The 19014-nt window shown below is 40.0% G+C and carries 14 protein-coding genes; 10 read left to right on the forward strand and 4 right to left on the reverse strand.

Features of this window, described 5'->3' with window-relative positions:
• Positions 1-153: 153 nt before the first annotated feature.
• The 4 genes from ACFO6W_RS05670 to ACFO6W_RS05685 all read left to right on the forward strand — a co-directional run bounded on the left by ACFO6W_RS05670 (position 154) and on the right by ACFO6W_RS05685 (position 5323).
• A complete protein-coding gene (locus tag ACFO6W_RS05670) occupies positions 154-912 on the forward strand; it encodes a glycosyltransferase family 2 protein (RefSeq protein ID WP_379994408.1) in 759 nt (252 codons plus the stop codon).
• 895 nt (positions 913-1807) lie between these two features.
• The gene (gene gyrB, locus ACFO6W_RS05675; protein WP_379994409.1) at positions 1808-3763 is read left to right on the forward strand and encodes a DNA topoisomerase (ATP-hydrolyzing) subunit B; all 1956 of its coding nucleotides are present in this window, start codon (positions 1808-1810) and stop codon (positions 3761-3763) included.
• 136 nt (positions 3764-3899) lie between these two features.
• Positions 3900-4892: a M28 family peptidase gene (locus ACFO6W_RS05680; protein WP_379994410.1), complete on the forward strand. Its 993-nt coding sequence runs from the start codon at positions 3900-3902 to the stop codon at positions 4890-4892.
• A 2-nt stretch (positions 4893-4894) separates the two neighbouring features.
• Positions 4895-5323 carry a SufE family protein gene (locus tag ACFO6W_RS05685; protein ID WP_379994411.1) on the forward strand — a complete coding sequence of 143 codons (429 nt, stop codon included), beginning with the start codon at positions 4895-4897 and terminating at the stop codon, positions 5321-5323.
• Positions 5324-5332: 9 nt separating this feature from the next.
• On the opposite strand, the gene ACFO6W_RS05690 is transcribed toward ACFO6W_RS05685, so the two are convergent.
• Both ACFO6W_RS05690 and ACFO6W_RS05695 read right to left on the reverse strand, forming a co-directional pair.
• Positions 5333-5974, reverse strand: coding sequence for a thiamine diphosphokinase (locus ACFO6W_RS05690; RefSeq protein WP_379994412.1), 642 nt, complete (start codon positions 5972-5974; stop codon positions 5333-5335).
• A 33-nt stretch (positions 5975-6007) separates the two neighbouring features.
• Positions 6008-6715 (reverse strand): hypothetical protein, encoded by a 708-nt coding sequence (locus tag ACFO6W_RS05695; RefSeq protein WP_379994413.1) that lies wholly within the window; start codon positions 6713-6715, stop codon positions 6008-6010.
• A gap of 683 nt (positions 6716-7398) precedes the next feature.
• On the opposite strand from ACFO6W_RS05695, the gene ACFO6W_RS05700 reads away from it, so the two are divergent.
• Complete coding sequence (locus tag ACFO6W_RS05700) at positions 7399-9711, forward strand: glycoside hydrolase family 95 protein (RefSeq protein ID WP_379994414.1); 2313 nt, start codon at positions 7399-7401, stop codon at positions 9709-9711.
• Between the two features lie 86 nt (positions 9712-9797).
• On the opposite strand, the gene ACFO6W_RS05705 is transcribed toward ACFO6W_RS05700, so the two are convergent.
• Together ACFO6W_RS05705 and xrtK are read right to left on the reverse strand one after the other, a co-directional pair.
• Positions 9798-12653 (reverse strand): MSEP-CTERM sorting domain-containing protein, encoded by a 2856-nt coding sequence (locus ACFO6W_RS05705; protein WP_379994415.1) that lies wholly within the window; start codon positions 12651-12653, stop codon positions 9798-9800.
• Positions 12631-13164, reverse strand: a complete 534-nt coding sequence (xrtK, locus tag ACFO6W_RS05710) for an exosortase K (RefSeq protein WP_379994417.1) — start codon at positions 13162-13164, stop codon at positions 12631-12633. The genes ACFO6W_RS05705 and xrtK overlap by 23 nt, the downstream gene beginning before the upstream one ends.
• Before the next feature lie 180 nt (positions 13165-13344).
• Here xrtK and nspC point away from each other — a divergent pair, with 180 nt between their 5' ends.
• The 5 genes from nspC (at position 13345) to ACFO6W_RS05735 (ending at position 19007) form a co-directional block, all read left to right on the forward strand.
• Positions 13345-14487, forward strand: a complete 1143-nt coding sequence (gene nspC / locus ACFO6W_RS05715; RefSeq protein ID WP_379994418.1) for a carboxynorspermidine decarboxylase — start codon at positions 13345-13347, stop codon at positions 14485-14487.
• Between the two features lie 416 nt (positions 14488-14903).
• The gene (gene rpe / locus ACFO6W_RS05720; RefSeq protein ID WP_379994419.1) at positions 14904-15557 is read left to right on the forward strand and encodes a ribulose-phosphate 3-epimerase; all 654 of its coding nucleotides are present in this window, start codon (positions 14904-14906) and stop codon (positions 15555-15557) included.
• Between the two features lie 38 nt (positions 15558-15595).
• Positions 15596-17176: a ComEC/Rec2 family competence protein gene (locus ACFO6W_RS05725; protein WP_379994420.1), complete on the forward strand. Its 1581-nt coding sequence runs from the start codon at positions 15596-15598 to the stop codon at positions 17174-17176.
• A 157-nt stretch (positions 17177-17333) separates the two neighbouring features.
• Positions 17334-18365, forward strand: coding sequence for a DHH family phosphoesterase (locus tag ACFO6W_RS05730; protein WP_379994421.1), 1032 nt, complete (start codon positions 17334-17336; stop codon positions 18363-18365).
• Positions 18366-18398: 33 nt separating this feature from the next.
• Positions 18399-19007 (forward strand): DUF4827 family protein, encoded by a 609-nt coding sequence (locus ACFO6W_RS05735; protein WP_379994422.1) that lies wholly within the window; start codon positions 18399-18401, stop codon positions 19005-19007.
• Positions 19008-19014 lie beyond the last annotated feature (7 nt).

Consider the following 19014-nt stretch of genomic DNA (forward strand, 5'->3'; position numbering starts at 1 on the left):
GACTTTTTTTTTGTTTGGGATACGGGTTTTCCTATGCATATATGGAAGACTATGAAAGAATCAGAAACTTCTTTAAGTATTATATAGATAAAGATGGTACTGTCTGATAATAAAAAAAGATATTTATCTTTGTGTTTCTTTAAATAAACAAATATGCCAAAGATTTCTATTATAACACCTACTTACAATTCGGAAAATACGATTCATGGAACAATTGACGCCTTACTCAGGCAAACATTTTCTGATTTTGAATACATAATTATAGATGGAGTCTCCAAAGATAATACAGTGGAGAAGATAAAGAGTTATATCCCTGCATTTGAGCAGAAAGGTGTCACTTTGCGAATATTAAGTGAGCCGGATAAGGGTGTCTATGATGCTATGAATAAGGGGATTGCTTTGGCACAAGGTGAGCTTATAGGCATTACGAATTCTGATGACTGGTATGAAGATAACGCTTTGGAAGCGATGTGGGGAAAATTTACTGATGGTAAAGTGAATAAGTCAAACAGCATGATATATGGTATCGAACGGGTTTGGAAGGATGATAAGATATTTAATGTTCAACGACGTGGAGCTTCTTTCATCTCTGAGAGCGTACTGCCGCATTCTACGTTCTTTGTGTCAAAAACCGTCTATGACAAATTCGGGGCTTTCGACTTATCTGTAAAAGTCTTGGCTGACTATGATTTTATTTGCAGATGCGTCAGTCAAGGTGTGGACCTCGAAGAAGTCGATATTGTAATCTCTAATTTCAGATTGGGGGGTATATCCTCTTCATACTTCGATTTTTACTCCGACTATTATAGGATAAAGCATAAGTATGGATTTATTGATGATAAGAAGTATAAAGAATTGAATTTTGTCCTAAATGTAAAAAGTCTGATCAATAGGGTGGTAAAGAGATGGTGATATCTGTATGCCGCTGATGTTTAGTTGTATATAAAATGTGGTCAGGAGGTATCGGCCTGCGATATCTTCCATTTTTTTGCGTTGATTGTCAGTATAAAGAGTGACTTTTTGAAAAATACTTTATCTATACCATAAGCTGATAGTTATTGGCTTATAGTTCTTTGAAGTATTGAAGGAGCCCCCTAAATTGGCTCCGCCGAACGTTGTTTCCCCAAGGGGGACTTACAGAGAGGGAAAAAAGTACAGATAAAAAATAGTGGAAAAAGTGTAACTTTTGTAACTTTTTTGATATAGTTACGAGTTACTTCGCCCTACGGGCAGTTACAAGTTACGAGTAGACAAGATACGAGAAACAAGATACGGGTTGTTAACTGCTGACTGTTTACTGTTAACTGAAATAAGTGTTACCTTTGTTACCTTTTAATAGTTACAAGTTACTGCGCCCTCCGGGCAGTTACGGGTTACAAGTTTTGTCGCTTCGCGCCATTGCCTCGCCTTCGCTTCGGCGATTGTTAATTGGCTCATCGGCATATCAGGCAATTGGTACATTAGTATATCTGTTACCTTTGTTACCTTTTAACGATATGTTGTGAATGTAAGTTAATTTTACCTTTTTTTAATGGTTGCATTGTTAAAAAGTAGGGAATGCCGAATATAAGGATTTTGTTTTTCATAAGGTTGGATCTATAAGGTTCATTTATCCTTTACAAAGAAGGTAAGAAAATCGGAGAATCAAATATTTCCTTATGTCTGATTGATATTTTATACTGTATTTTGAATAATAAAAGGGCTGATGCTTTACTTGTTTTTCCCGATAAAAATTCGTATATTTGTTAGATTTTTGAACGCAAAACAACAGGTGGAAATTCATCTAAAAAAATAGCAAGATATAGATATGACAGAGAAACAAAAAATGGCAGGCGAGTCTTACTCGGCGCAGAATATTCAGGTGCTTGAGGGTCTGGAGGCTGTAAGAAAAAGACCTGCGATGTACATCGGGGATATCAGCGAGAAAGGTTTGCATCATCTGGTGTACGAAGTTGTTGACAACTCTATTGACGAAGCCTTAGCCGGTTATTGTGACGATATTAAAGTTACTATCTACGAAGATAATTCTGTTTCGGTAAAGGATAATGGGCGTGGTATCCCCGTGGATATCATGGAAAAAGAGAAGAAATCGGCTCTGGAAGTTGTGCTAACCGTATTGCATGCCGGAGGTAAATTTGATAAAGGAACATATAAAGTATCGGGCGGTCTTCACGGGGTCGGGGTATCTTGTGTAAATGCCCTTTCTACACATTTGCGGGCCGAAATCCATAAGCAGGGTAATATATATATGCAGGAGTATTCTTGTGGGAAACCATTAACTGCTGTTGAAAGAATAGGCGAGACAAAGGATAATGGTACGACCATCACTTTCAAACCGGATGATACAATATTTACAGTTACCGAATATAAATATGATACACTGGCGTCACGTCTTCGCGAGCTTGCTTTCCTGAATGCGGGAGTCCGTCTTTCGTTGACAGATTTGCGCCAGAAGAAAGAAGACGGGACTTTCCGCACCGATGTATTCTATTCCGAAAGAGGGCTGGAGGAATTCGTACGCTATATCGATGCTTCGAAAGAGGCTCTTATCGATGATGTTATACACATTGTGACAGAGAAGCAAGGCGTTCCTGTAGAAGTAGCGATGACTTATAATACTTCCTACAATGAAAATGTCTATTCCTATGTGAATAACATCCATACTATCGAAGGAGGTACTCACCTCACAGGTTTCCGCCGTGCATTGTCGCGTACTTTGAAGAAGTATGCCGATGATATGAAGATGCTGGAAAAAGTCAAAATAGAAATCAGTGGAGACGATTTCCGCGAGGGCCTTACAGCTGTAGTTTCTATCAAAGTGGCAGAGCCGCAATTTGAAGGACAGACCAAAACGAAACTCGGAAACAATGAAGTTATCGGAGCTGTAGATCAGGCTGTAGGTGAAGCTTTAGGGCATTTCCTCGAAGAACATCCGAAAGAAGCCAAGATCATAGTTGAAAAGGTCATACTTGCCGCTACGGCTCGTGCTGCTGCACGTAAAGCCCGTGAAATGGTACAACGTAAATCTCCGCTTACAGGTGGAGGTCTTCCCGGTAAACTGGCCGACTGTTCCAGTAAAGATGCTTCCAATTGCGAGATATTCCTTGTCGAAGGGGACTCTGCGGGGGGAACTGCAAAGCAGGGTCGTGATCGTGCATTTCAGGCTATTCTGCCTCTACGCGGTAAGATATTGAACGTTGAGAAAGCTATGCCTCATAAAGTTCTGGAGAGCGACGAGATCAAGAATATATATACGGCGCTGGGCGTTTCTATTGGAACCGAAGAAGATTCGAAGGAATTGAACCTGGAAAAGCTGCGTTACCATAAAGTAGTGATAATGACCGATGCGGATGTGGACGGTAGCCATATTGCTACATTGATCCTTACGTTCTTCTTCCGTCATATGAAAGCTTTACTGGAGAAAGGCTATGTGTACATCGCTACTCCGCCGCTTTACTTATGTAAGAAAGGAAAAGTGGAAGAATACTGCTGGGATGACAGGCAACGCCGTACCTTTATCGATAAATATGGCGATGGCGATGAGAATTCAATTCACACACAGCGTTACAAAGGTCTCGGAGAGATGAATGCTATCCAGCTTTGGGATACGACAATGAATCCGGACCATCGTACTTTGCGCCAGGTAACAATTGAGAATGCAGCCGAAGCAGATCATATTTTCTCCATGCTGATGGGTGAAGATGTAGCCCCTCGCCGCGAGTTTATAGAAGAAAACGCGACTTATGCCAAGATTGATGCCTAAGGGATTTTAACGATAAAAAGGAGCCGCAGTAATGCGGCTCCTTTTGTAAAGACCTTAATCAGATAATATTAAAATGGCTTTAAGGATATCATATCATTTCTTATCTTTGCAACTGTATATTTTAACTGTAAATAAAATGACCTTTAAGAATATTATCGCTGTGTGCCTTATGCTGTCGCTGATAGCCTGTGCATGTAATAATAAGACATCTACATCAAGACCAGTGGAAGCATACCAGAAAGTTTCGCCCGATTTCAATGCTGATAGTGCATATCACTTTGTAGATAAGCAAGTCGCTTTCGGCCCTCGTGTACCCAATACCCCTCAGCATATCGCCTGCGGTGATTATCTTGTAAACGAACTGAAGCGTTTCGGGGCAGATGTACAGGAGCAGAAGATGGTGCTGACTGCATATGATGGAACAAAGCTGAATTGCCGTAATATAATAGGCTCATACAGACTGGATAAGAAGACCAGAGTCTTGCTCTTTGCTCATTGGGATACACGCCCTTATTCAGATCAGGACCCTAATCCCGAAAATTACCACAAACCTGTATTAGGTGCAAACGATGCCGCCAGTGGAGTGGGAGTGTTGCTGGAAATAGCCCGTGTAATACAGTCACGATCGCCGGAGATAGGCGTGGATATTATCTTCTTCGATGCGGAGGATTATGGGATACCTCACTTTGCTGAGAAGTCTGTAATAGATGGTGAAACATGGTGTCTGGGATCTCAATATTGGGCTAAGAATCCACATGTGCCGAATTATAAGGCTAAGTTTGGTATCTTACTCGATATGGTAGGAGCTGACGAGGCTACATTCTACAAAGAAGAAGGTTCCCGGATACATGCAAAGAATATTGTAGAGAAGGTATGGAGTACTGCCGGCCAACTAAACTTCGGAGCGTTTTTTAAAGGTGATACTATAGGAGGTATTACCGATGATCATGTACCTGTGAACGAGGTTCGCCGTATACCGAGCATAGATATTATCGATTACAGACCAAATACGGAACACGGGTTCTTCCATTCGTGGCATACCCAGAAAGACGATATGAGCAACATCAGCAAAAAAACACTCGAAGTTGTCGGACAGACAGTCCTGGAGGTTATCTATAAGGAGAAATAAGAATGGCTACAATAAACGAGATACAAGACGAAATAATAGAAGAGTTTTCCATGTTCGACGATTGGATGGATCGTTACGCGCTGCTCATAGAACTGGGTAACTCCCTTGATAAGCTGGATGATAAATCGAAAACCGAAGACAATCTTATAGTAGGCTGCCAGAGCCGTGTATGGCTGCAAGCCGATTATGTCGATGGCAGGGTTGTATTCAAGGCAGAGAGCGATGCTGTTATCGTGAAAGGGATAATTGCTTTGCTAATTAAGGTTTTATCAAACAGGACTCCCGATGAGATCATCAATGCAGACCTTTACTTTATAGAAAAGATCGGTTTAAAAGAAAATCTGAGCCCCACCCGTTCCAATGGATTGGTTTCGATGATAAAGCAGATCCGTTTCTATGCCATGGCGTACAAGGCAAAGGAAATGGGTTGACGTTTTCTGTCAAAATGCCCGGTATACCACGGTCCTGCCTTTTGTCTCTATCGTAAACTCATTGCCTGTACATTCATTCAGTGTTGCCTGCCACCAATTTGTAAATATGTGATTATTTACCGCATATGCAAGATTGTGTGTGGTAATAGGCGTTTTGTCTATAGAGAAAAGTGAAACCTGTTGCTTCTTTTCGCTTTCAAATACAGAGTCAGAGTCAATAGCGACAAATATCCCGTAATCTGTGACCATTTCCACATCGGCATCTTTCATATATTCGCATAGCAGGCTGATATTTGCTATTGTATGGTCTTCTCTTTTGCCAGTGGCTCCCAGAATAGTAATATTTCGCTTTCCCTGTTTTATACAGAATTGTACCGCTTTTGTCAGGTCGTTTGTTTCCTGTTCGGTGATGCGGTGTATAATATCTGCAAATTTTGATAAGCTATCCTCCGATAGCGAATCGCAGTCGCCAACAATAGCATCCGGTATTAAATTAGTCTTTTCCAGATTATTAATAGCGCCGTCGCAGCAAACAAGATATTTGCTATTATTCAATATTGCCAAAGCAATAGGATGTATAGGGAATTCTCCGTTCGCTAATATTACTGTTTCCGTTTCCCTGTAAGGATAGGGCAAGTTGTATCTTTTCATTCTGAGTGTTCTATAGCCTATAGAACAGCAAAGTTAGCGATTAGTTCGGTTTTTTAATCCATCCGTCTCCTCATTTTGTTCGAATGGGCCGACAGATGTGGCCGTATTGGAATTACCGGACAGGTCAAACTCTTTCACTTCCTCTTGCCCTCTGCTGTCGAAGTTAAACATCTTGTATTGCTGTCCGTTTTTATCAACCCTTACACCCCATGTCTTACTTTCAAGAGTGTGCCAGAAGGTACATTTCCATATATTGCCATCGGTTTTGTTGTAAACGCCCTCAAATTCGAGATATTCTAATACATCGTTATATCCGAAAGTATTTCGTCCGCTTTCGTGGTCTATGATTGAACAGCCGCCCCGGGTATCACATTCAATCCATTTACCTACTTTTACCTGCAGTGGCAATAATACCCCCTTTTGCTTTAAATTCCCATTGGGATAAAATTCTTTATAAATAGTGTGGATAGCAGGGTATGCAGGCCTTTCAAATATTTCGATATTGGAATTGCGCTTATATGCTTTTGCCTGTATCTGTGTCCCGTCAGTTTTAGTTTCCGTGTAATCCAATATAGAACCTTTGAATCTGGAACTGTACTGACTGATATTCAGTTTTTCGCTACTAATTGCCACCTTAGTGTTCGGATAAATTTCGGTGTAAGTGGATTGAGCTATAGTTCTGGTGAAAGCCATTAATACGAGAACAGCTAAAATAGCCGGTTTTAATACAGTTGTTTTCATACTTCAATATGTATGTGTTTGTAGTTTCGTTTGTATGTCAAATATACGAAAAAATGATTTTAACGATTAAAAGAAAAGATAAATACATCTTTTTTATTCACATATTTTAACTATGTATAATTAAAAAGTAACAAAGGTAACAGGGATATCAGTAAACAGTAAACAACTCGTATTTTGTATCTCGTATCTTGTCTACACGTAACTCGTAACTGCCCGAAGGGCGCAGTAACTTGTAACTATTAAAAGGTAACAAAGGTAACACTTATTTCAGTTAACAGTAAACAGTCAGCAGTTAACAACCCGTATCTTGTATCTCGTATCTTGTCTACTCGTAACTTGTAACTGCCCGTAGGGCGAAGTAACTCGTAACTATATCAAAAAAGTTACAAAAGTTACACTTTTCCCACTATTTTTTATCTGTTCCTTTTTTCCCTCTCTGTAAGTCCCCCTTGGGGAAATAACGTTCGGCGGAGCCAATTGAGGGGGCTCCTTCAATACTTCAAAGAACTATAAGCTAACAACTATCAGCTTATAGTATAGATAAAGTGTTTTTCAAAAAGTCACTCTTTATCCTGACAATTCTTTCCAAGCAGTTTTGGATAGTGAAAAAAATATATCTTTGTATGTGTCTGCATCCGAGAGATAATGTAATATGATAAAAGAATCCTAATGTTGATAATTAGATGAAGAAAAATGAACGCTTTAGATTGTTTTCAAATAAAATTGTTGCAATGATAGCTTTGTTGCTTTTGTGTACCTGCGGCAGTCATATAAAGGCTGACTCGATTTCCCCCAATGTCGTTCAACCACCCATGCTACTGCATTACGACAGGCCGGCCACTGTGTGGATGACCTCTGCATTACCTATTGGCAACGGAGAATTAGGAGCCATGTTTTTTGGCGGTATCGAACATGAGCATATACAGTTCAACGAAAAAACTTTGTGGAAAGGCAGTACCTCCTCGCGAGGCGCTTATCAGAGCTTTGGCGATCTGTATATAGATTTTCCTGAACATGATGAAGTGACCAATTACCGCCGGGAACTCAGTCTCGATAATGCTATAGGTAAAGTCAGCTATGATATTGACGATGTGCGGTATGTAAGAGAATATTTCGCCAGCAGTCCCGATAGCATGATCATCATACGTATAAGCACTCCAAAGAAAAAAGGCAAGGTAACTCTCTCTGTTTGTATGGAAACTGAGCATAATGTCATTCAGTCAGTCTCTTCTAATTTCATAACATTCAGGGGAAAATTCGATATTCTGTCTTACGAAGCGCAGGCCTGTATATTGAACGAAGGTGGCGTGCTGATATCAGACAACAACAGGATAACTGTTTCTAACGCTGATGCTGTAACTATATTGCTTACGGCAGCTACGAATTACACTATCACTTCCAATGACTATTTAGGGGAATCTCCGCAACAGCTACATGAGAGGTTATCCAAACGTATCTCGAATTTAAGTACAAAGTCATATGCCGAATTGAAACATGCGCATCTGACCGACTATAAACCTCTGTTTGACCGGGTGAAATTTTCTCTTGACGTTCCTATGCCTGATATGACCACAGACAAACTTGTTGGCTTGCATACAGATAATCTGTATCTCGATATGCTTTATTTTCAATATGGCCGTTATCTCATGCTTGCTTCGTCACGGGGTATGAATTTACCCAACAACCTGCAAGGTATCTGGAACAATAACAATATGCCTCCCTGGGAATGCGATATTCATACCAACATCAATATACAGATGAATTACTGGCCTGCCGAAAGTACCAATTTATCGGAATGCCATCTCCCTTTTATTAATTACATAAATACTGAAGCCTTGCGAGAAAACGGCTCTTTCCGCAATCTGGCTGCCAGTGAAGGTAACCGGGGCTGGGCTCTCAAAACCCAATGCAACATTTTTGCATATACGGATTGGAATATCAACCGTCCTGCCAATGCCTGGTATTGCATGCACTTGTGGCAACATTATGCCTATACAAACGATATAATTTATCTCAGCAAAACGGCTTTTCCTATAATGAAAGCCACTTGTGAGTATTGGTTCGACCGCCTGCAAGAAGATCCAAATACAGGTAAGCTTATAGCCCCCGATGAATGGTCGCCGGAACAAGGACCTTGGCAGGACGGTGTGGCTTATGCTCAACAATTGATTTGGGAATTATTCAATCAAACCTTGAAAGCCATAACGGTAGTTGACGCAGATCCAGTATTTACCGCTGAGCTTAAAGACAAATTTGCCCACCTGGATAATGGTCTTGAAATTGGTAGCCGGGGACAAATAAAAGAATGGAAAACGGATACAGAGGGCCTGGATAATCAGAGTAATCAGCACCGGCATCTTTCCCATCTGATTGGTTTATATCCCGGTAATCAAATTTCTTATCATAAGGATAGTTTGTATGCAGATGCCGCAAAAATAACACTGACTTCCAGAGGTGATGAAGGTATGGGATGGAGCCGCGCCTGGAAGATATCCTGTTGGGCTCGTCTTTTTGATGGCGATCACGCTTATAAATTACTGAAATCAGCTCTAAATCTAACAGATATCACCATTGTGAGTATGAATAATCAGGACGGAGGTGTATATGAAAACTTGCTCGATGCACATCCGCCATTCCAGATCGATGGAAATTTTGGAGCTACTGCCGGCATGTCAGAAATGCTTATTCAAAGCAATATGGGTTTTATCCGGTTGTTAGCTGCTTTACCTTCTGCATGGCCTGCCGGAAGTATAGACGGATTGAAAACAGAAGGTAATTTTACACTCCGTCTTGTTTGGAAAAATGCCAAGCCGGTAGAATGTTCTGTCTATTCCGGTTCGGGAAACAGATGCGTCCTGTATTATCCTGATATACACATTGCCAAGGTTATGGATAACGCTGGAAATCGCGTTGATTTCGAGCAAATGGGAAAGAATAAGATTTGTTTCTCAACAGTGAAAGGACAGGAGTATAAAATTATTTTCGATATGAAGTAATCTTTCACCTCTTTCAATATTTCAAAGAACTCGCAGTTGTTTTATTATGCAGATAAAGTTTTTATGAAAAGAAACATATTAAATCTTTATTCAGGTATTTTCGCTTTACGCCTTCGATACCAGAGATAAAATAGTCCGGACAAAACCATTAATATGAATAAATCAGGTTCTGACATCGGCTGTGTCTCGTCATTCAGGTCGAGTGCCCTGTGTCCCGACATTACCTCTTCCTGTTTCTTTTTCAGTATAGCCTTCTGTGCGTCGTTTTCCACAACAATGTAGGATGTGGGCGGACTCATTATCCCCGATTCGAAGCTGTTTTGCAGGAGGCTAAGCCACTCTTTTTCTGCGGTTTCGGGGTGTAATGTCTGAAGCATCCACTGCGCCTGCATCAGCAAACCCGTTTCCCAACTCTTTTTATTTATCGCATCCTGATTGACTGCCAGAGTTTTATCTTTTGTATTTAATATAACAGAGGCTTTGTCGTCATTAGGCAAATATACAAGCGGGTTACTCAGGCTTGGCCATACTTTTACGGTTTTCAGCGGGATGGAGTCGACAATACTCTCTGTTACTTTTATACCTTTCGAAAAAGAATGTCCTTTTATGCTGTCGTTTTGCAACGAATAGAACCTGTCACCTTCCGGATAAGTAAACTCCATGCCGGCAAAATCATTATAAAGAACAGCCTCCTGAATATTATCACTCAGTACAACTATGACGGGGTATGTCGTTTGAGGATGGGTATATGAATCGAAAAGTATTTTCTTTACAGCCCTGTCGAGGAAAAATCCACCTTCGGATTTTTGCTTTTTCAATTCTTCCTGCCATTCATCTTTCAACGAAAAGGTTTTTATATAAGTGTTTGTGAACGATATCTTCGCATTATTTCTGTCAATCAGGTTACGGTCCAGCAATTTGTGTATTTGGTCAATGTACTTTCCTGCTTTTTCACTGTCAGATCTTTTTTCTTCCGGAAGGGATTGTCCCGCTATTTCATAGTTACCCACATTTGCAGACATATCTGCAATGAAATGGTAATAAGGCTTACGCAGTACTGTTTCCAGTTTTTGTTTTTCTTGCCCCGATATATATACTACTCCATTCAAGCCGGTATTCCAATTGCCATGCATCTGCGTTATGGTGTCGCCCAGCGTTATCAGGTTGTTGTCTATATCGATAGTGACAGGCTCTTTGTGTATGAATTCGATCCCTGTATATCTGGTCTCGTCTGTTTGGAATGGAAACACCTTAAACTCCACGCTGTTTCCCGACAGGTAGCGAAGCAGTCCCGGGTCTCTGTTTACGTTCCTTATCTGATTAAATACCCATGTGGCAGCTTTTTTCTCGGCCAGTATTCCGGGTTCCTTTACATCTCCTATATAGAGATAATAATCGCTGATCCAGCATCCTGCAGGTAAATCGATTTTTGTTATATATTCGGCATTCCAAAGAGGGGCGCTTTTGTTGTGAATGGACAAATCTATCCAGCTTACCCAGGCTTTTTGAGCACTGTCATATTTACTGCTATGCCTGATATCTGTTATTTTTATTTCGGTAGTATCCCGTGTAGTATTGCTCCTTGCGTTCCTGTCTCTGTAATTATTTATTTTTGAACCGTTAAATAAATTATAGATAAGCTTCCTTTTACTTTCCGGAAGAGTTAGATTGTCCAGCACAAGCCATTTGTAATAGCCGGACAGATATGGTGTAGAAGAGTAGAATATGGTGCTGCCCCTTCGGTCGTGAGTATCCGTAGCTTCCAGTATCCGTTCTACTGATTTTCCGTTTAGTTTATATTCTTTTGTGTAGTCGGGACTATATAGATATTCAAGTGTGGTATGTAGGACAGACCTGTCATATTTATAAGTGACTGTTATTGCTATTGGCAGAGTGGAAATACTTATGATTGTAATGGTATATAACAATGGTTTCTTATAGCTTCGTTTCAGATTATTAAAATCCTTTACAATATCATTCAGATGTATTGGGAATAGGATAAGAGGAGTGAGCATTAGGAATCCTCCTCCGAATATGATAATGGCAAAAACCGATAACGGCAGGAACGGGAGCATGACAAGGAAGAAGTAAAGCGTATACATAAATGTGATACAGCGTCCGGTATAGAGCCATAATCTTGGCTGCCTGTTCTCCGGTGCCGGTATGCAGATAAGCAAACCGTTTGTGACTGCGGTAATATAAAACCACGGATCGGAGAAATTCCCGAAAAGGTTATCGAATTCCTTGTTGATATACAAACCCAATATCGGAAAAATAATAGCAACCGGAATTTTCCATGCCAGTTCATATTCTTTAAAGATATTCCGGCGGGATATAAGTATATATATGAAACGAATGATAAAGAACAGAAAAACGGTAGTTGCCAGAATTGCAGACACAAGGTAGAGGTGTTCACTCCCGAATCTCATTCCGTCCCACAGTGGCAATACCATTGTAGCAAAAACATAAGTAAAAAATGGAATGCTTATGGCCACTACAATATTTATCGATGCTTTTTGTTTTCTTGCATGCGGAGTAAGTAAAAGAGCCAAAGCAAATAAGGCATGAATAAGTGTAGGCATAAGGAAAGCTCCTGCATACATAGGCAGGTTCCCCGATATCATCCAGTCGGGAATACCGGACGGCACCAGATCATCGTAATTGTAATAATATATGTATATGAAACAGAGAAAAGCAACGAATGATACAATGCAGTAGACCATATCTATCCGTTTTTTGCGTACCGTCTGTACGATAGCATAGGCAGCATTCAGTAATGCAAGTATAAGGAGTACAAGCGCAAATGTTTTCCAGCGAGCGAGCGCCGGATATTCCAGCAGGCTTTTTATTATCTGGAATTCGCCCCATTCCAGAAATAGTATCAGGGCGACAGGTAAAGTGTTGATAAGGAATATCCATTTAGGATTGAGCAGCTTTCTCATGATTGTGTTGTATTTTGTTTATTATGTGGTTAAGTAGTAAATAAGCGAATATGAGGAAGGAGAGGTAGACAAAAATACCTTCTACCTGATGCAGTAATTTATCCGGAAAGCCGGAAGAGGAATAAGTCCCGATATTCATTATCAGCATATATCCTGTTATCCGGGATATATTGGCTATAAGTGTAATCGTATAGGCTAAAAGAAAAGATACGGGAATGACAAGCCATTTTTTTACAATCCCGGTTTTTACAAATAAAAAGGAAATCATAAGGAAGCTTATCAACAGAAAGTTATATCCCGAACATGACTTATTGATTACCATATTTATCTGTGGATGAAAATATCCCGAAACGCTATCATAAATGGCATCCGATCCGGATATCAGTTCTATGGCTTTATTTGTGGGGCCAAGCAGGAACAGTATGTTGCCGGTATCCATTCGCGGATATGCCAGTTTTAAACCTGCAAATATGCAGAAGCACAGTATTGAAACTATTATCTTGTTTTTCATAAAAAGAACTTTGAATTGCAAAGTAATTATTTAGAAATTAATTTTCCAAATATTTAGGAAAGAAATTCCAGAAGAAAATAAGAGTTGGTATGACTTATACATAATTTATGACCGTCCCCCCTCCACTATTCAATAAAAATAGCGACCTTTGCAAGCGAAAAAATATAGATCAATAATTACATGATAGAAATACATAAAGTCCCATCTCCATGTTTTGTCATGGAAGAAGAATTGCTCAGGAAGAACCTTTCGCTTATCAAATCGGTAAAAGAACGGGCGGGAGTAAATATAATACTGGCATTCAAGGCGTTTGCCATGTGGAAATCTTTTCCCATCATCCGCGAATATGTTCCTTATTCAACGGCGAGTTCGGTATTTGAAGCACAATTGGCATATGAGGAAATGGGTAGTCTTGCCCATACATTCTCTCCGGCCTATACCCCGGACAACTTTCCTGTATTCATGCGGTACAGCAGCCACATTACATTCAATTCTTTGTCTCAGTACGAACGTTTCTATCCGGAAACACTGAAGCATAGAAAGAAAGTTTCGTGTGGTATCCGCATCAACCCCGAATATTCGGTAGTGGAAACAGACCTGTACAATCCGGCGACTCCGGATTCTCGCCTTGGAGTGCCTGCCGGTCATTTTGGAAATGAATTACCCGAAGGGGTGGAAGGCCTGCATTTTCATACGTTGTGTGAATCGTCTTCCTACGATTTGGAAAAAACGCTGGAACAGGTAGAGAAGAAATTCGGACACTTTCTCCCAAAAATAAAATGGCTCAATATGGGCGGAGGTCATCTGATGACCCGTGAAGACTACAATGTGGAACACCTTATAAATTTGTTACTGTCTTTTAAAGCAAAATATCCGAACCTTGAAATTACGATGGAGCCCGGAAGCGCTTTTGTGTGGCAGACAGGGATATTGGTCTCCACAGTGGTGGATATTGTAGATAATGGAGGGATTAAAACAGCCATACTCGATGTGTCTTTTGCATGCCACATGCCCGACTGTCTCGAAATGCCGTATAAGCCGTATATCAGGGGGGCGTATCATGAGCCGGTGAAGGGTCTGCCTACTTACCGTATGGGAGGGAGCAGCTGTCTTAGCGGTGATTTTGTGGGGGAATGGTCATTTGATGAACCACTTTTGGTCGGTGACAGGATTATTTTTGAAGATATGATACATTATACTACTGTGAAAACAACGATGTTTAACGGTATCTCACATCCGGCTATCGCGCTTTGGAATAAGTATAACCAACTGGAAATCTATCGCGAGTTCGGTTATGAGGACTACAAAAACAGGATGAGCTGATTAATCGTAAAATGTTAAAAATGAGATTGCAGGCAATAAGAGTATTGGATGGGCGTTTCAATAATAGAACTCTAAAAACGGAAATCGCCTATGAAGAAAATCTTTACACCTGAACAATGTCAACGTTTTGATAAAAATGAAGAGAAGGTTGTCGCACCTTCTGAAAAAACACTGGACTTTCTTAAACAGTTTGCACGGGTCCACTATATAGACAAATCATTACCGGATACTATAAACGGACTTTGTATTAATTGAAAACAGATAAAATAAATAAAGTACAGGCTATTAACGGTTTGTGCTTTTTTATTAAAAAAGCATGATGTAAGGCTGAATCTCAAATTCGGCCTTTTCTATACCGTCCCGTCCCTTTTTTTACTATATTTACACTCATAATTCATAACTTATAATTCGTAGACATGTCTCATAAGATAGCACCCTCTCTTCTTTCCGCTAATTTCCTGAATCTTCAGGCAGATGTGGAGATGATAAACAATAGCGAAGCCGATTGGTTTCATTGCGATGTAATGGATGGAAGCTTCGTGCCTAATATCTCGTTCGGTTTCCCGGTAATAAAGCAAATCAGTACAATTGCAAAGAAACCGCTGGATGTTCATCTGATGATTGTCAATCCCGATAAATACATCTCTCAGGTAAAAGATGCCGGGGCATATATGATGAATGTCCATTACGAGGCTTGTACCCATCTGCATCGCACGGTTGCGGCTATACACGAAGCAGGTATGAAAGCCGGAGTGACATTGAATCCGCACACACCCGTTTCTCTGCTCGAAGATATATTACAGGATGTGGATATGATACTTCTTATGACAGTGAATCCGGGATTCGGCGGACAAAAATTTATTGAGCATTCCCTGACTAAAGTTTCCCGTTTGAAAGAAATGATATTAAAGCGAAATTTGCAGATATTGATCGAGGTCGATGGTGGGGTGAATTTGCAAACAGGAAAACAGTTAATAGATGCCGGAGCCGATGTGCTCGTGGCAGGTAACGCAGTATTTGCAGATTCTGATCCTGTGGAAATGATACATAAACTGAAAAGTATTAAATAATAATAAATAGGTCTGAGGCCTTGTTTTGACTGGCGGAAATGAAGAATCCGTTCTCCAAAATACCATTTCTTTTCTTTCTTATTCCGCTAATAGTTGGAATTTTATTACAGTATTATTTAAAGATAGAATATTCAGGCATAGCTTTCTCCTTGACAGGGTTGATGGCTATGCTTTTTTCATACCTTATACGCGAAGACAGGCAATTTCGCTGGCGTTGGTTATTTGGTGCGGGAGTTTGTTTATTCCTGATAAGTATTGGTATTGTATCCACAACTTTACGTCAGCAAAAATCTGAGTTTGAATATCTGGATAAAATACAGGTATATACCGGTGTTGTTACCGATACGCCGCAGGAGAAGAAAAAAACGACAGCGTACAGAGTCTATTTGTCCCGCGAAGATAAACTGATAGTCTGTTATTTTCAAAGAGATACGTTGGATAACAACAGGCTGCAACCGGGAGATATCTTTTCTTTTCAGGGAAAGATACAACCATTTCAGGATATCGGGGATTTCGATTACACGCGTTATATGTACAATCAGGGCTTTGTCGGTTCTGCTTATGTTTCACGGCATTTGTGGCAAACAACAGGCGAAACTTCTTTATCGCTGAAATATACGGCATTGCGCTGTCGTCAACATATTATGGACTTTTATAAGTCGTTAGGATTTAATGATACTGAATATAGTATTCTGTCGGCTTTGACCCTTGGCTATCAGGAAGGCCTGACAGATGATATAAAACAGGGATTCAGGACTACGGGTACGGTACATGTACTTTCGGTCAGCGGGCTGCATGTCGGCATCATCTACCTGATGATAAGTTTTCTACTCGGGTTTATTCGCAAAGGTACAGGATATTATTGGCTGAAACCCTTATTGATTATTGTTCTGCTATGGGTATATGCTTTTATTACCGGCTTGCCGCCTTCAGTAATAAGGGCAAGTGCGATGCTCACGGTATTCTGTGCTTCGGAGATTTTCGGACGGAAAAGCTTTTCACTGCATGCTCTATATATAGCAGGGTTCTTTATTCTGCTGATAAATCCTTTTTCATTATTTGATATAGGTTTCCAGCTGAGTTTTATGTCAGTTCTCTCCATATTATATTTATTGCCTAAAATATCAGGACTGTGGAGGATAGAGAATAAATATTTGCGGCATATATGGCAGATGTCCGCATTGTCTGTTGTGGCGCAGTTGGCGACGTTTCCTCTTTGTTTGTATTACTTCGGTACATTTCCTACTTATTTCTTTGTAACCAATTTGCTGATTGTACCGTTAGTGACATTGATAATCTATGCTGTGGGAGGGATTGGCCTGGCTAAATTGCTGAGTCTGATAATGCCGGATTTAAGTGCTTATTTTTACTGCTTGCCTGTAAAAATATTAGGGGGTTTAGTCGGGTTTATGACAGGTATCATCCGTTTCTTTGAGAATTTACCATTCGCTTTGGTCAACGATGCGAAAATATCATTTCCCGATATGGTTTTAATATATACACTGATAACAGGTGCCCTTGCCTTCTTTATTTACAAAAAACCTATAGGATTGATTCTCGGCTTGCTCTCCATACTCTTGTTTTTTATAGTCCGGATCTATCATAATGTTAGTATATAGGTGCTTCATTTTCAGGGGATATACAATCTGAATTATCTAAAGAATGTCAAAAACGGAACTTTCCTTATAACGATATGGTTCAAAAAGGTGTATTTAGTTTGTTTTTTTAGTATTTTTGTGGCTGCATAATGCAGATTAGAGGAAAAAGTATAAGTGGATGATTTCAAAGATAATAGCGAGTCAGAAAATAACAGAGGTAGAGGAGTTACTCAATAAGTATGATAAAATAGTGATTGTGACACATGTGTCGCCTGATGGTGATGCTATTGGATCATCTTTGGGATTATATCATTATCTGAACGATTTGGGAAACAGCGTGAATGTAATTGTTCCTAATTCTTTCCCTGATTTTCTGAAATGGATACCCGGCGCAAAGGATATTCTCGAATATGAGAGATATCCCGAATTTGCGCAAAAACTGATTGCTGAGGCTGAACTGATATTCTGTCTCGATTTTAATGTGCCGAAACGCTCTTATCATTTAGGGCCTTTTATCGAAGCGGCAAAAGGGAAAAAAGTTCTGATAGACCATCATCCGGAACCTTCGGATTTCTGCGATGTAATGATCTCATATCCAGAAATATCATCGACCAGCGAACTTATTTTCCGCCTTATCTGCCGTATGGGTGATTTTGAGGTGATGAGCCATGAGAGTGCTACTGCGATCTATACCGGAATGATGACTGATACGGGGGCGTTTACCTATAATTCCAATAGTGCCGAGATCTATTATATCATAGGCGAGTTGTTGAAAAAAGGCATAAACAAAGACCAGATATATTCGAACGTTTATCATAACTACTCGGAAGACCGTTACCGGATGCTGGGCTTTACCCTTTCTGAAAAGATGAGGATATATCCCGAATACAACACGGCGCTGATATGGCTCACAAACGAAGAACAAAAAAGATATAAAGTAAAGAAAGGCGATACAGAGGGTTTTGCCAATCTGCCTTTAAATATTAAAGGAATTATTTTCTCTGTTTTTATCCGTGAGGACAATGAAATGATAAAAATTTCGTTTCGTTCTCAGAAGGACTTTCCCAGCAATAAGTTTGCGGCCCAATGTTATAATGGCGGAGGCCACCTTAATGCTTCAGGAGGGGAATTTTACGGGACAATGGATGAGGCAATAGCCATATTCGAAAAAGCATTGCCGGAATATGCTGATTTACTAAATAAGAAATGAGTAATTACTAAATACTAAATACGAATAAGATACATGAGAAAGATTATTGGCGCAATATTTACTTTTATGAGTTTAGCGATTGTTTTTTCTGCTTGTGGCGGAGAAACATATGCTGATAAACTGAAAAAAGAAAAGAAAGGCATCGACCGCTTTATAAGTGATAATAAGATTACGACCAGAGGAACCTATCCTACCGATCATAAATTTGCTGAAAATGAGTATTATCTGGATCAAAATACCGGCATTTATTTCCGCGTAATCGATCCCGGTAACGACGATAAGCCGGTAAAAGGAAAGACTGATGTGTATCTCAGATATGAGAATATTCTAAACTTGCTGAACGAAAATGATACTATAGCAACAAATAATTTTCAAGGCTCATTTATGACTTTCCGTTACGGCAATTCGTCTACTTATATGGGTAGCAGTACCTCTACAACTTATCAACTCCAGATGTATTATTTCCTGTCTCAGGCATGTGTATTACCGTTGGAACAGGGATTGGGGAATGGTGCTGAAGTTAGCCTGATTGTTCCGTTTGCAAACGGTTCTACTTATCAGCAGGCAAATTACATTCCGATGTTTTATGGACGTTTGAGATACCAGTTTACATTGGATGAAACCGAAGAAACTAAAGAATAAATAGGAA

Origin of the sequence: Dysgonomonas termitidis (assembly GCF_042654545.1) — a bacterium.
Classification (GTDB): domain Bacteria; phylum Bacteroidota; class Bacteroidia; order Bacteroidales; family Dysgonomonadaceae; genus Dysgonomonas; species Dysgonomonas termitidis.